This window comes from Pseudomonas sp. P1_F1_2, assembly GCF_056405815.1.
Genome location: NZ_JBFUBK010000012.1, coordinates 26,520 through 43,282, shown reverse-complemented (window position 1 = coordinate 43,282; position 16,763 = coordinate 26,520). Strand labels below are relative to the sequence as shown.

11 protein-coding genes are annotated in these 16,763 nt (G+C 60.3%); all 11 read right to left on the bottom strand.

Annotation, left to right across the window (positions count from 1 at the left end; all coding sequences use genetic code 11):
• Positions 1 to 41: 41 nt before the first annotated feature.
• The 11 genes from AC1D2P_RS05665 to flgJ all read right to left on the bottom strand — a co-directional run bounded on the left by AC1D2P_RS05665 (position 42) and on the right by flgJ (position 16,761).
• Complete coding sequence (locus AC1D2P_RS05665) at positions 42 to 779, bottom strand: cephalosporin hydroxylase family protein (RefSeq protein WP_007948882.1); 738 nt, start codon at positions 777 to 779, stop codon at positions 42 to 44.
• A gap of 17 nt (positions 780 to 796) precedes the next feature.
• Positions 797 to 1,867 (bottom strand): class I SAM-dependent methyltransferase, encoded by a 1,071-nt coding sequence (locus AC1D2P_RS05660; RefSeq protein WP_477758172.1) that lies wholly within the window; start codon positions 1,865 to 1,867, stop codon positions 797 to 799.
• Positions 1,857 to 2,714, bottom strand: a complete 858-nt coding sequence (locus AC1D2P_RS05655) for an NAD-dependent epimerase/dehydratase family protein (RefSeq protein WP_477758173.1) — start codon at positions 2,712 to 2,714, stop codon at positions 1,857 to 1,859. The genes AC1D2P_RS05660 and AC1D2P_RS05655 overlap by 11 nt, the downstream gene beginning before the upstream one ends.
• Entirely contained in the window at positions 2,711 to 3,937 is a 1,227-nt protein-coding gene (locus AC1D2P_RS05650) for a methyltransferase domain-containing protein (RefSeq protein ID WP_477758174.1), read from the bottom strand. Before AC1D2P_RS05650 ends, AC1D2P_RS05655 begins: the two co-directional genes overlap by 4 nt.
• Positions 3,934 to 4,494 carry a dTDP-4-dehydrorhamnose 3,5-epimerase family protein gene (locus tag AC1D2P_RS05645; protein WP_477758175.1) on the bottom strand — a complete coding sequence of 187 codons (561 nt, stop codon included), beginning with the start codon at positions 4,492 to 4,494 and terminating at the stop codon, positions 3,934 to 3,936. The genes AC1D2P_RS05650 and AC1D2P_RS05645 overlap by 4 nt, the downstream gene beginning before the upstream one ends.
• A complete protein-coding gene (rfbG, locus tag AC1D2P_RS05640) occupies positions 4,491 to 5,573 on the bottom strand; it encodes a CDP-glucose 4,6-dehydratase (protein ID WP_477758176.1) in 1,083 nt (360 codons plus the stop codon). Before rfbG ends, AC1D2P_RS05645 begins: the two co-directional genes overlap by 4 nt.
• On the bottom strand, positions 5,555 to 6,328 hold the full coding sequence (rfbF, locus tag AC1D2P_RS05635) for a glucose-1-phosphate cytidylyltransferase (protein WP_046032804.1): 774 nt from the start codon (positions 6,326 to 6,328) through the stop codon (positions 5,555 to 5,557). The genes rfbG and rfbF overlap by 19 nt, the downstream gene beginning before the upstream one ends.
• A gap of 1,802 nt (positions 6,329 to 8,130) precedes the next feature.
• Positions 8,131 to 11,703, bottom strand: coding sequence for a glycosyltransferase (locus AC1D2P_RS05630; protein ID WP_477758177.1), 3,573 nt, complete (start codon positions 11,701 to 11,703; stop codon positions 8,131 to 8,133).
• 93 nt (positions 11,704 to 11,796) lie between these two features.
• Complete coding sequence (locus AC1D2P_RS05625) at positions 11,797 to 13,362, bottom strand: flagellar hook-associated protein 3 (RefSeq protein ID WP_477758178.1); 1,566 nt, start codon at positions 13,360 to 13,362, stop codon at positions 11,797 to 11,799.
• 13 nt (positions 13,363 to 13,375) lie between these two features.
• Positions 13,376 to 15,442, bottom strand: a complete 2,067-nt coding sequence (flgK, locus tag AC1D2P_RS05620) for a flagellar hook-associated protein FlgK (RefSeq protein ID WP_109786390.1) — start codon at positions 15,440 to 15,442, stop codon at positions 13,376 to 13,378.
• A 23-nt stretch (positions 15,443 to 15,465) separates the two neighbouring features.
• Entirely contained in the window at positions 15,466 to 16,761 is a 1,296-nt protein-coding gene (gene flgJ, locus AC1D2P_RS05615; RefSeq protein ID WP_223522571.1) for a flagellar assembly peptidoglycan hydrolase FlgJ, read from the bottom strand.
• Between the last annotated feature and the right edge of the window lie 2 nt (positions 16,762 to 16,763).

Below are 16,763 nucleotides of genomic sequence, written 5' to 3'. Positions count from 1 at the left end.
CCACAACCGGCCAGACGCCGAGAACCTACTTTCAATAATGATTAACGAACGCGACGCAGGTAGCCGTCCGGCGCCACGGTGATCAGCAGTTTGTTCTGCAACTGACGGTCGATTTCGAAGTCAGCGTTTTCTTCCAGGTATTTCCATACCGCGGTTTTCGGGTTGTCGCCCGGGCCCCATGGACGGTCTGGGAAGAAGTCGGCCGGCATGTCTTCAACCACGGTGTCCATGACCACGCAGTAGCTGTCCACCGACACCAGTGGTGCGTACAGGCGCAGCTCTTCGAGCACGTGATCGTGGGTGTGGTTGGAATCGAGGACCAGAATGACTTTCTTGCCTTCGGCGGCAGCGCGGACTTGCGCGGCGATGCCGGCGTCGATGCTCGAACCTTCAATCATCTTGATGCGCTTGCTCATCGGGTGGCTTTCGATGGCTTCGCGGTTGTGCGGGCGAATGTCGAGGTCAATGCCCAGCACTTCGCCGTGACCTTGCAGTTCCAGCAACGAGGCGTAGTAGATGATCGAACCGCCGTGAGCGATGCCGCATTCAATCACCAGGTCCGGTTTGACCTGCCAAATGATTTCCTGCATGGCCATCATGTCTTGCGGCAACTGGATGATCGGACGGCCCATCCACGAGAAGTGGTAGCTGTACTTGTGCTTGGCCGACTGATTGAAGAAATCCTGGGCCAGGCCGGTGAGTTTCTGGTCGTCGCCCTGAGCGGCGATTTGTTCTGCGCATTCGGCTTCGAAGGCTTTATTGATGGTGTTGTCAGTCATTTTTCTAATCTCAATAGTCACTGGAACGAAGCGCTGTCGACGGCGTGATAGACGTAGCGTCCACCGGTCATCCGCTTGATCTCTTCGAGGTAGTTGGAATTCATTACAAACAGGTTGGCGCCTTCGGGCAGTGCATCCATGGCCTCTTGCGGTGAGGAAACCCGCGCGCCACTGAGGGGCAGATACCGGCCCTGTTTGGCCGGGTTGATATCCACCACGCGGTCCACCGCCACGCCGGCCCGTTGCAGGAACAGCGAATAGATCACGCCTTTGGATGATGCGCCCCAGATCGCCGAACCTTGCTGCGGCGCGGCTTGAACAATCTGCACCGCACGCTCAAGGCTCGCGGTGAAACCGTCAGGCAGGTCCAGGCGTGGCACCGGTTGTTCCGGAGTCAGGCGCAAGGTTGCAAGGTCTGCAACGATGTACAGGTACTGGCCACCGAAAAGATGGCCGGCCTCATGCACGGTGCCGAACATCCGGCGCAGGTCATCGAGGCGGAAATAATTGACGTGCTCGTAGAACAGGTCGAACCAGGCTTTGTGCTCCAGGATCCAGTCGAAGCACGGCACTTCGATGTAGATCTGCCCGCCCTGATTGGCGTCGGCGATCTCGGCGAGGAAACTCACCGGGTCCTGAATGTGTTCCAGTACATGGCGCAGCACGATGGCGTCCGCCGCCAGACCGAGGCCACGGGTGAACGGTGCCTTGATCACGTCGGCGTTGCTGCCTTCGTAGGCCGGGTCGATGCCGGTGATGGCGTAGCCCAGGCCTTTGAGCAGTTCGAGGAAGTAGCCCTTGCCGCAGCCGACTTCGATCAGTTCCTGGCCCTTGAAGTGGCGGGCAATGATGCCCTCGACATCGTTCAAGTGCTTCTGGAACTGGCCTGAATGCGCCTGCTCGTTCTGATAGTCGGCGTCGTAGCTGAGCTTGTTGGCGTCAAAGGCCTGATTGAAGATCAACCCGCTCTTTTCGTCCTGCACCAGCAGCATGTCGGCGCTGGCCGAAGCCCTGGCTGACGCGGGGTCGGCGAAGGTGCGGTTTTGCAACACCGGCAGGTCGGCGACCCGATACAACTCATGCCTCATGCTCTGCTCCCAGTAGCTGTTGCAAACGGTCCGTCACGCCCCAGAACGCCATCGGTTCGTGAGTCGGGTATGGGTAATGACCGAGGTTCAACCGGATCGATGAACCACGCGCCTGTAGCCGTTGCTCGACCAGCGCCCGCACCGAAATCGGCTGGCCGCTGGCGCAATTGATTACGCCATCGAATTCGCGTTGTTGCAGGATCGCGGCGAGGTAACCGGCAGCGGTTTCAATCGCCAGGTAATCACGCAATTGCTCACCGGCCGACATGTTGAAACTGTCATCGCCCGCGTCGATGGCGCGGTCCAGCGCGGCGAGCAAACTGTTCGGGTTTTGCCCTTCGCCGTGCAGGTAAAACAGCCGCGCCCATTGCAGGGTGAACGGTTGAGCCTGCTGCAGGTTTTGCAAAAACACACGCAGCGTATTTTTTGCCAACCCATAAGGGTTGATGGGTTGCGGTGCGGTTTGCTCGCTGAGCGGGCCGCTTTGCAGGCCGTATTCGAAACACGTTCCGGTGACCAATACTTGCGAGATCCCCGCCTCCACCGCGCCCTTGATGAACCGGTAATCGGCCATCAGGTTGTGCTCGAAGTGAAACAGCGCCTGATAGTTCGGCAAGCCCGGCCACGCCAGATGCACCAGCGCATCGACGCCATCGGTCAGTGCCTGGATGTTCAGTGTCGGGGCGTGAATATCCGCCGCAATGAACTCCACCGCATTGATCCACGACAAATCCGCAGCGGTCTCGGCGTTACGCGCCACGGCGCGGACTTCGCAGCCACGAGCGAGCAAGGCCTGGACCACATGGCGGCCGACAAACCCGGTGGCACCGGTCACGAGCACTTTCACAGGACGGTCAACTCAGGCACGGCGATGACAAAACGGCCATCCCACTGGCGCACCTGCGCCAGTTGCTGACTGACTTCGTGCAGCAGGTTCCACGGCAGCACCAGGACGTAATCGGGCTTTTCAAGATCGATCTGCGCCGGCGACACAATCGGAATGCGGCTGCCCGGCAAGTACTTGCCCTGCTTGTGCGGGTTGGCATCGGCCACCCACGCCAGCAAGTCAGGTTTGACCCCGGCGTAATTGAGCAAGGTGTTGCCCTTGGCGGCGGCGCCATAACCGACCACACGCTTGCCGTCGGCCTTGGCCTGCAACAGGAAGCGCAGCAGTTCGTGCTTGATGCGTTCAGCGGCGGGCGCGAGGGTCGCGTAGTACTCGGCGGTTTTCACCCCGGCGGTGAGTTCGGCTTGCAGTTGCTGTGCAACCGCTGGCTGCACGTCGCGACGCACGCCATCGGCACGCTGGACGAAAACCCGCAGCGACCCGCCATGGGTCGACAACTGACTGACGTCGAACACGTGCAGACCGTTGCGCTCGCACAAGGTCTGCACGGCCGTCAGTGACAAGTAGGAATAGTGTTCGTGATAGAGCGTGTCGAACTGCTGGCCGGCCATCAGCGTCAGCAGTTGCGGAAACTCGAACGTCGCCACACCGGTCGGCTTGAGCAGGGTCGCAAAGCCGCCAAGAAAATCATTGATGTCCGGGACATGGGCCAACACGTTGTTGGCGGCCATCAGGTCGGCGGACCAGCCTTCGCTGACCAGCTGCGATGCGGTGCCGCGACCGAAGAACAGTTCACGAATTTCCAGGCCTTTTTCCCGCGCCGCTTGCGCGGTACTGCGGGTCGGCTCAACGCCCAGGCACGGGATGCCGCGACCGGCGACGTACTGCAACAGGTAACCGTCGTTGGCGGCGATCTCCACCACGCGGCTGTCCGCCGTCAGGCCGAAGCGCTCAGTCATCTCGGCGACATAGCGCTCGGCATGGGCCAGCCAGGTTGTGGAGAACGAACTGAAGTAGGCGTACTCGGCGTCGAACAGGCTGTCGGCGCTGGTGTAATCCTCGGTCTGCACCAGCCAGCATTGCTGACAGACCGCGACCTTGAGCGGCACCCATTGCTCGGCTTGCTCAAGTTGATCGGCACGCACGTAAGCGTTGGACGGCGGCGAGGTGCCGAGGTCGATCAGCGGCAAGGCCAGGGAAGTCCCGCAACCACGGCAGTTCATACACGCACTCCAGCGAAGTGTTCATCGAGCATGGGATGGCTGGAATCCCGGGCCGACAGATTATTGACAGGCAACGGCCAGGTTATCGCCAGCCGTGGATCGTTCACACTCAAACCACCCTCATGCGCAGGCGTGTAATCGGCGCTGTGCAGGTAGAGCAATTCGGCATCGTCAGTCAGGGTCTGGAAGCCGTGGGCGAAACCGGCCGGGATCAGCAAGCTGCGTCCGTCGCCGGCACGCAAGTGCTCGGCATGCCAGTGCAGGAAGGTCGCGGAATCAGGGCGCAAATCCACCGCCACGTCCCAGACTTCGCCACGCAGGCAGGTGATCAGCTTGGCTTCCGGCGCACTCGCATTTTGAAAATGCAGGCCTCGCACACTGCCCCGCTCGCGGGTGCAGGAATGGTTGATCTGACGGATATGAAACGGCTGGCCGAAGGCGCTCAGGCTGCCTTCGCAGAACAGGCGCGCGAAGTGCCCGCGCTCATCCTCGAAGCGTTTGTGCTGCACGCTGAACAGACCGGCCAGCGGCAATGGCTTTAACAGAAACTCGCTCACAACGCGCCCCGATACAGGTTCAACTGAGCCAGGGTGATGGCGCGCATTTCGTCGCCGTTTTGCCAGGCCAGGTGCCAGTCCAGCGTGTGGGTCAGGCACTGCTGCAACGACCAGCGCGGTTGCCAGGCCAACAGTTGACGTGCGCGGCTGCTGTCCAGGCGCAGCAGGCCGGCTTCATGCAACTCACTCGGTTCGATGCGCAAGCCACGGGCTTGCGGCCAGCGGTTGGCGAGCAACTCGACGACTTCGCCGACGCTGCACATGTCCGTTTCACTCGGGCCGAAGTTCCACGCACCGGCAAACTTGGGGCCATTTTCGTAGAGGCCGGCCGCCAGTTGCAGGTAACCGGCCAGCGGCTCCAGCGCGTGCTGCCACGGGCGCACGGCTTGCGGGTAGCGCAGGGTCACCGGTTCGTCAGCGGACCAGGCCTTGAGCACATCGGGAATCAAACGCTCAGGCGCAAAATCACCGCCGCCCAGCACATTGCCGGCACGGGCCGTGGCCAGGGCCAGACCATGCTCGGCATATTTTTCAGCCGGGAAGAACGAAGCCGCGTAAGACTGCGCCAGCAACTCGCAGCAGGCTTTGCTGCTGCTGTAAGGGTCATGCCCGCCCAGCGCTTCGTTTTCGCGGTACGGCCACGCCCATTCCTGATTGGCGTAGACCTTGTCGGTGGTCACCAGCACGCAGGCGCGCACACCGCCAACCTGACGGATCGCTTCGAGCAGATTGAGCGTGCCCATGACGTTACTGGAGTAAGTCCCCAGCGGGTCACGATAACCTTCGCGCACCAGCGGCTGGGCCGCCAGGTGCAGGACGATTTCCGGTTGGGTCTCGGCGATCAGCTCCAGCAACGCGCCCAAGTCGCGCAAGTCGCCACGCTGATCGTTGATACCTTCGTGCACGCGCGCCAATTCAAACAGGCTGGGCTCGGTGGACGGGTCCAGCGAAAACCCGCTGACCTCGGCACCCAGGCTTTGCAGCCACAGCGTCAGCCAACTGCCCTTGAAACCGGTATGGCCGGTCAGCAGAACCCGCTTGCCGCGCCAGAAGTCCTGGCTCAGTCCCATTGCTTCCATGGGGCCTCCCCGCTCTGCCACAGATGCTCGAGGTGGTTTTTGTCGCGCAGGGTGTCCATCGGATGCCAGAAGCCATCGTGCTGGAACGCTTGCAACTGTTGTTCGTTGGCCAGCGCGGCCAAGGGCTCGGCTTCCCAGGAGGTTTGATCGTCGGCGATGTACGGCAGCACTTTGGGCGACAGCACGAAGAAGCCGCCGTTGATCCAGCCACCGTCACCGCGCGGTTTTTCAATGAAGCCCTTGACGCTGTCACCGTCACGCTCCAGGGCGCCGTAGCGTCCCGGTGGCTGCACGGCGGTCACGGTCGCGAGCTTGCCGTGGGTCAGGTGAAAGTCCACCAAAGCGCCAATGTTCAGGTCCGAGACACCATCGCCGTAGGTGAAGCAGAACGCTTGCTCGCCTTCCAGGTAACGGGCGGCACGACGCAGGCGGCCACCGGTCATGGTGTCTTCGCCGGTGTCGATCAGGGTCACGCGCCACGGTTCGCTGTAGTTCTGGTGAACGTCCATGCGGTTGTTGCACATGTCGAAGGTGACATCGGAGGTGTGCAGGAAGTAGTTGGCGAAGAAGTCCTTGATCGCGTAGCCCTTGTAGCCAAGGCAAATCACGAAGTCATGAATCCCGTGGGCGGAGTACTGTTTCATGATGTGCCAAAGAATTGGCTTGCCGCCGATTTCGATCATTGGCTTGGGCTTGAGGTGCGACTCTTCGCTGATCCGCGTACCGAGACCACCCGCCAGAATTACTGCCTTCATCGCTGTCCTCTTGCTCTTCACGCGGCTTGGCCACCCCCGCAAGGGTTGGCGAACCGTCAGATGCACATCATTAACCCGCAGCCACTGGGGCCTTCACGCCTTTGAGGTGAAGGATTTATGGCGATATACGGGGGACTTGCAGGAAGTGAGCCAATTGCTTGGGGTGGGCGACTGATGGGGCTTTGTTGGTTTTTCGGGGCTGGAGTACATATCCGTTGTTGCGGTAATGGCTGCTGGCGGTTTCGCTCTTACAGCGAGTCCCTTTTCCAAACGCCGAAAAGGAACCAAAAGGCTTTGCCCCTCCATTCGGTGCCTCGCCTAGGCTCGGCATGCCCTCACTCCGGCATTGCTCCGGGGGCCCGCCGCCATCGGCCATCCATGGCCGGGGGCGGCTACCGCGGCATCCTTGCCGCGGTGCCCCCTACGCAAAGCCTGCGTTCGGCCTCTGGGAAAGGGGCAAAAGATCAAAAGCAAAAGCAACGGCAACGGCAACGGCAACGGCAACGGCAAAATCAAAAGCTTCGCGAGCAGTCTCACTCGCACACGGAGATGCGTGCTCTGAGCTCAGGCCGGCCCATAGGCCGCCTCGCTTTTGATTTTGATCTGCTTTTGATCTTTCGCCCCTTCGGCAGGCCGAGCGTAGGTGTTCATCAGGGGGTTAGGCGCGTAGCGCCGTGCGGCGAAGCCGCACACATCGAGAGGAGGTCGTCGCGAAGCAGACCGTAGGCGATGCCCCCTGATGGATACCGGAGCGAGGGAACACTGAGCCTTAGCGAAGTGCCGTACGCCGGGGCGAAGCCTTTTGCTTACTTTTTGGCGTCTGGAAAAGTGAGTCGCTGTAAGAGCGAAACCGCCAGCCGCCATTACCGCAGAAACGGATATACGCACAGACCAACGCTTACACACGAAGCCACTGATTTTGATCTGCCTAAACACCCAAACAGAATGGTGAAAAACGAAGTCGTATGCCGATCCATTGTCGGAGTGAACCCGCTCGCGAAGCATTTGATCTTGATCTTGATCTGCTTTTGATCTTTCGCCCCTTCGGCAGGCCGAGCGTAGGTGTTCATCAGGGGGTTAGGCGCGTAGCGCCGTGCGGCGGAGCCGCACACATCGAGAGGAGGTCGTCGCGAAGCAGACCGTAGGCGATGCCCCCTGATGGACACCGTAGCGAGGGAACACTGAGCCTTAGCGAAGTGCCGTACGCCGGGGCGAAGCCTTTTGCTTACTTTTCGGCGTCTGGAAAAGTGAGTCGCTGTAAGAGCGAAACCGCCAGCCGCCATTACCGCAGAAACGGATATACGCACAGACCAACGCTTACACACGAAGCCACTGATTTTGATCTGCCTAAACACCCAAACAGAATGGTGAAAAACGAAGTCGTATGCCGATCCATTGTCGGAGTGAACCCGCTCGCGAAGCATTTGATCTTGATCTTGATCTTGATCTTGATCTGCTTTTGATCTTTCGCCCCTTCGGCAGGCCGAGCGTAGGTGTTCATCAGGGGGTTAGGCGCGTAGCGCCGTGCGGCGGAGCCGCACACATCGAGAGGAGGTCGTCGCGAAGCAGACCGTAGGCGATGCCCCCCGATGAATACCGGAGCGAGGGAACACTGAGCCTTAGCGAAGTGCCGTACGCCGGGGCGAAGCCTTTTGCTTACTTTTTGGCGTCTGAAAAAGTGAGTCGCTGTAAGAGCGAAACCATAAGCCGCCGTTACCGCAGAAACGGATATTCACTCAGACCAAAGCGCACACACGAAGCCTTTGATTTTGATTCGCCCCCCATGGACCGAACGCAGAAAATCAGTCCGGCAACCACCCCCACAACCAATGCTGAAGATTATCCCCCCGCAACATGAAGTCCCGATGCACCGCCTCACGCAATTGATCACCCATGCGATAACTGGCATCCGGATCAGCCAGATGCATGCGAATCGCCTGCAACCACTCATCGGTGCTATTGCTCAAAATCTTGGTGCACGGCAAAAAACCGTCATAAGCACGGGTATCCGTGCAAATCACCGGATAACCGCACGCGCCATATTCCAACAACCGCAGGTTACTTTTGCAGTCGTTGAAGATATGGAACTCCAGCGGAGCCAGTGCCAGATCGAGGTTCAGGCTCGCCAGTTTGTACGGGTAGTTTTGCAGATCGATGGTGCCATAAAACTCATGAACGTACGGGCGCAAGGCGTCCGGGCACATGCCGAAGAACACCCACTCCACTTCATCGGCCAGCTCGCGGACGACCTCGGCAATGATTTCCAGATCACCGGTGTGGCTGGTGCCGCCACCCCAGCCAACCCGTGGTTTTTTCGACGTGCGGCGTTGACTGGTCAGCGTCGCCCACGGCTCGGGTGGCAGCATGTTAGGCACCACGCGAATTTCACTGTGCATACTCGACAGGGCATCCGCCAGTGCCTGGGTAGTCACCACCACGCGGTCGCATTGGGCAATGCCCTCACGCAGCAACTGCTCGGTGTTGACCGGCTTGTTGCGCGCATGAGTGTTCTTTTTCGGCGTGCTGACGATGTAGTCGTCCAGCTCGAAAATTCGCAAGGCGTTGGAGAATTTCTTTATGCGCAGAATGTCTGCCGCCGAGCCTTCCCCGTAGCGCCCCTGCAAAACAATAGTGTCAGGCGACAGGCGCTCGATTTCCACGGTCGATGGCGACTCGTAGGCCACACGTGAAATGACTCGCCCAGCCGACTCAAGTGCCGCCAGGGGTGCTGTCACGCGGTAATACCCGATCGCCGACTCGTTGACCGGCAACCCGAGAATCACCGGCAGGTCGCGATGGCAGAACGGATTCCAGTTATTGCGCAGCGAAGGCTCCAGACTGAAGCTCGATACACCGAGTGTCAGCGCCGGATTGTAGGCCGGATCGCGAGATATTTTCGGCAACCACTTTTGGTAGAAAATTTCCTGCTCAAGTACCAGCGCCTGCACATCGCCCGGCGACGCTGCTGGCGAGGTGTCCTCCCCTATCACGACGCTCGCAAAAGGCGTCCAGACGATCAAGTAGCCGTTTTTATCCGCCTTGAGGCACAGATCAGTTGCGCCGAGCTCCAGATTGAATTCGGCGTCATCCAACCGACCCAGGCTGTCGAACACTTCTTTACGCACCATCAGGCAATCACTGCTGACCGCGCTCCAGTTCTGCACTACTTGCAGACGCTGCATGTAGCCACGCGCACTGACATGTTCGCCAAGGAACGGCGAGGTGGCGGGTCCGGCCAGCCCCAGAATCAAACCGGCGGAGACAATCGCACCGCTGGGGTTCATCAGGCGCGCGCCGACCACGCCGACTTCCGGACGCTGGGCGTGGTTGAGCAGTTCGGCGAGCCAGTCGCCGGCGCAAATCACACTGCGCGGGTTGAGCGTCAGCAGATACTCGCCACGCGCCTGGCTGGCTGCGAAGTTGACCAGGGACGCTTCACCGGTACGACCGTCAAAAGGCAGCACTCGCAACATCGCGGCGCCCAGCTGAGACATCGCGCCCAGCCAATCGGCCATCGCCGAATCGCCGCGCCCTTCATCGGCAATCAGGATTTCGTATTCGGCGTACGTCGTCTGCTCGATCAGGCTTTCCGTGCAGCGTTGCAAGGCGGACAGCGAGGCGCCCGCCGCAATGATGATCGAGACCACAGGTCGGTGAGTGTGCAGGTAATCGATGCGTTTTAGCAGCGGCAACTCTTGATCGCGAATCCGGTGTTCGAGACCGATGCGGGTCAGGTGCGCGCTGACCAGCGCCTCACTGCCTTCGATCACTTCAGGCAACGACAGCCAATCGGCGTAGGTCTGTGTCGACTCCACCTGAATCTCGCTGATGTGCTCAATGGTGTGCAACCCGGCCTCTTCCACCAGCCGCCAGAGCAAATCATGCGGCGCCAATTCGCCATGAGCCGAATCGAAACCGCCCACCGCCAAAAAGCGCTGGCGCTCAAACGCCAGGGTGCGCCCGACGTATGGGTAGGAACGCATCAGGTCGAGATTGAAGCCTGGCTTGAACACTGGCTCCACGGACTCCCCTTCCACCAACGCGCCTTCGTCACTGTAGGCGCAGAGCATGCCCGGCGTACCGGCAATGCGTTCCGCGAGCACCACCAGTGACGACTCACGCAACGTGTCGCCGGCGCGCAGCAAGTAGAACCAGTGCGCGCCTTCCAGCTGCGGTATCACAGCATTGAGCTGGCGCGACCAATTTGCCTCAAGCGGCAATGGCAGCACGTTATCGGCGGCATCGAATGGCGTGTTGGACAACACCACGATGGCTTGCGGTGCGTAGAGTTGAGTGGCGAGGCTGTCCAGCGTGGCTTTCAGCGCAACGCCATCCGACTCGGTGTCGATGATGATTGGCACCAGGTTCGGACGCACAGCCCAGCGGCTGATTGTTTGCGGCATGTGCCGCGTTTCCGCCGAGGTAAATCGGCGGCTTGCCAGCCATTCGCGATAGAACTCGGCATAGCTGTCGCTCTGCCCGCCGACTCGGCCATTGACCACGGTGTTGCGACCGCCCAGCACGCGTACCACGCACAACTCTTCCCACTGACGAGGCTCATCAGCAGCCTTGTTTAAATCAACCATGCGCACCCAACCCGAGGCCGGTGCCGACTCCCCCCCTCGCGAGATGAGCATTTGAATCAACCATTCCAGTTCCTGAGCGCCGGCGCGGACCATTTCCGACGTCTTGCTCAGACGTTCCGGGTACATACGCTCGGTGCTCATTACCGTGTTGAGCGCTGCCATATTGCCGCGTCGCAGCAGGCACACGAATAAAGCGAAATCGAGCATCGCGACAAAACCGGTGCCTTCCTGGACCAGCGCAGGCAACACTTCCAGCACATCGGCACGGCGCATCAGGGTCGAGCTGAAGTTGCCGATGAAATTCTTCGTCGTGTTCTCGAAAATGGCCAACATGTCATCGCCCTTGAGCAACGCATCACCATACGTGAAACGGCAGTTATCGAGCCGCGGCGGCAGGATGAAGTTACCGGCATCGCTCAACATGCGCAGACCGCAAACGAGGTTGACCTCGGGATGATCGATCAGTACCCGGGCCTGCAACTCGATGCTCGGCGCAAACAGACGGTCGTCGTCGCACAGCACTTTGATGAACTCGCCTCGAGCTTCCTTGACGCAGCGCAATACGTTCTTTTGCAGGCCCAGACGCTTTGGGTTGCGCAAGTAACGAACGGTGTGTGCAGGGTCGGCAAACGACTCGACGATGCGCTGAATCTCGGCGGAGGACGAATCGTCACAAATGACGATTTCAACGTTCTCGTAAGTTTGAGCAAGCGAGCTTTCCAGCGCCTGACTGAAGAAGCGCGGGTTGAAGGCAGGGATGACGATACTGACTAGAGGGCGTTGATTCACGACAGAACTCTCGAGCGGCGAGCCTCTGCCCTTTCAGGCAGAGGCTGCGGAACCGCTTAGGAAAAGACGGCTGGTAGCTCGGCAGCCACAGACTCAGATTTTGTTGAACAAGCCCAGTTGAGCAATCTTGCTGAAAGCCAGTTGCGACGCTTGCAACATGGTTTGCTGCAAGGTCAGGCGGGTCATGACTTCGGCTGGATCAGAATCGCGGATCGCCGACTGGGTCTGGGTGTTGGCCATGACCAGACTCTGATTGGTTTCGCTCTGGGTAGTCAGGGCTGCACCACGACCGCCCACCGAACTCAGGGAGCTGGACAACTGATCGCTGCCGCTCGCCAGGTTGCCGATGCCCGAGGCCAACGCAGCCTGAAATTTCTGAATCTGGATCGGATTGCCGCTGATTGGCGTATTCAGCGCAGTCTTCAACTGGTTCACGGTATCCAGGATGTTCTGGGTTTCGTGGGTATTGACGGCCACGCTGAACTGATCGCCCGCGCCCGGCGTACCGGCCAGGGTGAAGCTCACGCCCGAAGCGGTGGCGATGCCAGCCGCTACAGTGCCGGAAGACACTGGCTGGCTGTTGGCGGTCAAAGGTGCTGCGTACAGGTCGAACGCCGTGGCGCTGGTAAACTTCATCACTGCCGATCCCGTAGGGAAACTGGCGTGATAAGCCACTGGGTTGGTGATGCTGCTGCCAGTGACCTGAGTGGCTGTCGGGTTGCCCGGGCTGCGGGTTGCCGTGAAGGTGTCAGGCTTGGCCGCAAGCGTAAAACTGTGGCCCGGCAGCACGGTGGCTGCGTTGTCACCGACCGCCAGATTGATGTTCAGGTTCAGGTCGACGCCACGGAACGACACGGTCTGGCCAACCGTGGTCGCCGGGTTGAACGCGCCACCCTGACTGGCTTCAGCGGTCACGTCGTTACCGCCCGAGTCGGTGATTTTCAACTGGGTGCCGCTGACGAAATCGACGGTGTACGGCTCGCCCGAACGGAACTTGCTGTTGTAGGTCACGCTCGACGACACCTGGCCATTGGACAGAACCACGCGACCGTCATCCACGGCCGGCGCGGTCATGGTGACCTGGCTGCGGCTGGTGTTGATGGCCTGCTGGAACACTTCCCAACCGGTGCTATTGGTGGCCATCGACATGGTGTCGCCCACTTTCAGGTCGAGGGTGACCTGGTCGCCGTTGTAGCTGTAGGTACCATCGGCGTTGCGAGTGAACGGCACGGTGTCGCCCTTGGAGCCGGAGAAGATGTACTTGCCATTCTCGTCCTGGCTGTTCATCAGGCTCAGCAACTGCTCTTCGATCTGCCCCAGCTCCGAAGCGTTAGCCTGACGGTCGGCGTCGGTGTAACCGGCGTTGCCGGCACCGATCGCCAATTCCTGGGCGCGCTGCAGTACGTTGGTGATGCTGGTCATGACCGATTCGGTCTGACCCAGGGTCGACTTCAGGGTATTGGTGTTGGCTTTGTACTGGTCGAGCATCGAAGCCTGTTGGCCGAGCTGCAACAAACGCGAAGCGCCAACCGGATCATCCGCAGCAGTGTTGATGCGAACCAGGCTGCTGGCCTCTTCGCTGCTCTTGACCACGTTGGAGAAGTTCTTCTGATAGTTGGCAGCAGAGGACTCGTAAAACTGGGCGGTAGAAATGCGCATGGGCTACGACTCCTTAAAGACTGTTGATCAGTGTGCTGAAGATTTCTTGCGCAGCTTTAATGATCTGCGAAGAGGCGGTGTAGTACTGCTGATACTTGACCAGGTTGCCGGTTTCTTCATCGAGGTCGACACCGGACAGCGAATCGCGAGCGCCCTTGGCGTTGTCCAGGATGGCGCCGGTCGCGGCGCTGTCGAGCTTGCCCTGAGCAGCTTTGGCGCCCACACCCTCGACCAGTTTGCCGTAGGCGTCGGTCAGGGAAATACCTTTGCTCGCGGAGCCGGTGTCGACCACCTGCTTGGTCTGCAAGCCGGCCAGTGCGGTGCCGTTACGGTTATCCATCGTGCCTGGTTGCGCGATGTTGATGTCCACCGCAGTGCCAGTGGCCGGCGAACCGGCCACGGTCATGTCGAAGCTGACCGTACGCTGCACGGCAGGTGGGCCCGGATCCATGATCGGCGCACCCGTGCCATCTTGCAGCGGCACGGTCAGACTCAGGGTGTTGTTCTGGTTCGGTATGATGGTGCCGGTGCTGATCTGCACGCCTTTGGCATCGAGCAACTGGTAAGGCTGGCTGGCACCACCGGCCGCCGGGGCACCGAACACCACTTTGACCGGCATGGAGGTTTTCATGCCGTTCTGGATGAGTGCGGTGGTGGCCGTGTCGTAGATGTCGAACTTCGTGGTCACGGTTGGCTGACCGCTGGACGAAATGGTCAGGGTACCGCTGCCGCCCGGCGCAATGGCCGCGCTCAACGGTGCCGCGATCGCCAGACGCTTGGAGTCGGTCATCTCGGTCTTGATGTTCGCCGCCGCGTTGCGGGTCGGGGTGATCTTGAACGTGTCACCGGCGGCAGCAGTACCGCCGCTGAGCGTCAACGAGAAACCGTCAATCACTGGCGGCGGCGTGGTCAGGGTGCTGAATGCGCCCATGGACGTGCCGTCCGGCAGACGTTGTACGGTGTAGTTGGTGCCGCTGGTGAAGGTGACTTTGTAATCGTTGATGGTCAGTTTGCCGCTGTCCTCGATGCTCACATCGAAGTCGCCTGAACCGGCGCTGTTGCCGACGGTGGCAACACTGCGATCGGCCATCTGTGCGGCACTGTTGACGCTGTTGAACAGGTTGGAACCGAACGCACCGTTCTTGTCGATGCCCTGGGCCTGGAGGCCGTTCATCTGATCGGCGACGACCAGCGCCACGCGCCCCAGCTCGTTCATGGCCGGATCGAGCACGGTGCTGCGGTAGCGCAGCAGACCGCCAATCTCGCCACCGGTGATCACCGAGGTGATGTCGACAGTGCTACCGCCACGGTTGAGCTGAATGCCCATGCGCGAAGGATCGGCCAGGCTCGGCACCACTTGCAGGGTGCTGGCGGTGCCGCCCATGACCAGCGGCTGGCCGCTGCCCAGATACACATCAAGGTTGCCGTCGCGCTCGATGACTTGCGCGCCGGTGAAGGTGGAGAGCTGACGCACGGTTTCGTTGCGCGCATCGAGCAACTCGTTCGGCATGCCGCCGGCCTTGGAAACCTCGGAGATTTTCTGGTTCATCTGGGCCACGGTGGCGGCCAGTTTGTTGATCTGGTCGGCCATGTTCGTCAGGTTGCCGTTGATGCTCGCGTTCTGCGCGGTCAACTGGCTGGACACCGAGTTGAAACGGGCGCTCAAGGCCTGAGCATCGCTGAGCAGCAATTGACGAGACGCATCGTCACCCGGCTTGGCGTTGACGTTCTGCACCGAGGCGAAGAACTTGGTCAGCGCGCCGTTGAGGCCGGTGCCGCTGTCCGACAGCAAGGCATCGAGCGGGCTGATCTGCCCGGCGTACGCGGCCGCATCGCTGTTGAGCGAGGTGGTGGTCTGCAGTTGTGCATCGAGGTAGCTGTTGTACACCCGACGCACATCGGCCAGGGTCGTGCCGGTGCCGATGTAGACGTTGCCGAATTGATTCGAGGCTTTGCTGCTCTGCACGGTTTGCTGACGCGAATAACCGGCGGTGTCGGCGTTGGCAATGTTATTGCCGGTAGTCATCAACGAGGATTGGCCAGCGGCCAGACCCGACATCCCGATATTGAGCAAACTCATGGTTCAGACCTTATGCCTTGTGCCTATAGAGGCGTGGTGGAAGCGCCCGCCGCAGCGTAGTTTTGGTAACTCGTCATCTGCTTGGCTATCTGCGAGATCTTGCTTGCGTAATCCGGGTCGGTTGCATACCCGGCTTTCTGCAACTCGCGTACAAACTGTTCTGGGTTATCGGCCGACTTCACAACATCTTGATAGCGATTGTTGGTTTGCAGCAAAGTCACAAGGTCATGGAAGCTGTCTTTGTACGAGTCGTAGGAACGGAACTCGGCCGTCTCCTTGACCATCTCGCCATTCCTGAATTCACTGGTGATGGCCCGCGCCGAATCGCCCTTCCAACTGGTGCCGGCCTTGATGCCGAACAGGTTGTGGCTACTGCTGCCATCCTGGGCGCGCATGACCGATTTACCCCAACCGGTTTCCAGCGCCGCCTGGGCCACCAGGTAACGCGGATCGACGCCAATGCGCTCGGCGGCTTCCTTGGCCATCGGCAGCATGGTGTTGACGAATTCGTCGGCGGAACTGAAGGCTTTCTTCGGCGGTGCCAGGGGAATCTGCGCCATGGCACGGCCGTAAATCTGCAGGCGTCCGCTCGATTTCGTGTCCGTTTGCGAGGCCAGCCAGTCACCATTGAACAGCGGACCGGCACCGGTCGCTGCCGCAGGCGTCGCGACGCCACGCTCAGGCAACAACGGTTTGTTGGCGGTCGCAGCAGTCGTTGCCGAAGGCACCAGACCGGCGAGCAAGCGATCCGCCAGTTTCGGTGGCAAGGCCAGACGACGCTGATTGATCAGCTCCATGTCATTGCGATGCGTGCCCTCGCCTGCCGGCGCTTTCACCGAGCGCGAAGCCCACAACGGACGCTGACCATTGAGCCGCGACAGCGGACCGTCGGTGGCCACGGTGCCCGCTGCAATCGGCGTCGGCACGGCGGCTTTCGCCGCTTCCTGCTTGGCCGCGGATGCCGCTGCCGCCTCACCCGGCGCCAGTGGTTTGTTCTTCGACATCTGACGCATCAGCACGTCTGCCAGACCAATACCACCGCCCTCACGGGACATGGAAATGGCCAACTGCTGGTCGTACATTTCCTGATACTGCTTGGCCGCCGGCGTGTTGAGCGGGTTGTCCTTGCCCAACGCTTCGGTGGCCGAGCGCATGGACTTGAGCATTTCACCAAGGAACAGCGACTCGAATTCCTGCGCAACCTTGCGCATGTTGCCGTCACTGTTCTTGTCGCCCACCTTGAGCTGGTTCAAGCGATTCAAGTCCGAATAGGAACCGGAGTCGCTACTGCTGACCAGACCGCTCTTGCGCATATCCATGA

Excerpts from the sequence above, each read along its gene's own strand:
- AC1D2P_RS05665 (WP_007948882.1), bottom strand. The coding sequence starts at position 779 with ATGACTGACAACACCATCAATAAAGCCTTCGAAGCCGAATGCGCAGAA.
- AC1D2P_RS05660 (WP_477758172.1), bottom strand. The coding sequence starts at position 1,867 with ATGAGGCATGAGTTGTATCGGGTCGCCGACCTGCCGGTGTTGCAAAAC.
- AC1D2P_RS05650 (WP_477758174.1), bottom strand. The coding sequence starts at position 3,937 with ATGAACTGCCGTGGTTGCGGGACTTCCCTGGCCTTGCCGCTGATCGAC.
- rfbG (WP_477758176.1), bottom strand. The coding sequence starts at position 5,573 with ATGGAAGCAATGGGACTGAGCCAGGACTTCTGGCGCGGCAAGCGGGTT.
- rfbF (WP_046032804.1), bottom strand. The coding sequence starts at position 6,328 with ATGAAGGCAGTAATTCTGGCGGGTGGTCTCGGTACGCGGATCAGCGAA.
- AC1D2P_RS05625 (WP_477758178.1), bottom strand. The coding sequence starts at position 13,362 with ATGCGCATTTCTACCGCCCAGTTTTACGAGTCCTCTGCTGCCAACTAT.
- flgK (WP_109786390.1), bottom strand. The coding sequence starts at position 15,442 with ATGAGTTTGCTCAATATCGGGATGTCGGGTCTGGCCGCTGGCCAATCC.
- flgJ (WP_223522571.1), bottom strand. The coding sequence starts at position 16,761 with ATGGATATGCGCAAGAGCGGTCTGGTCAGCAGTAGCGACTCCGGTTCC.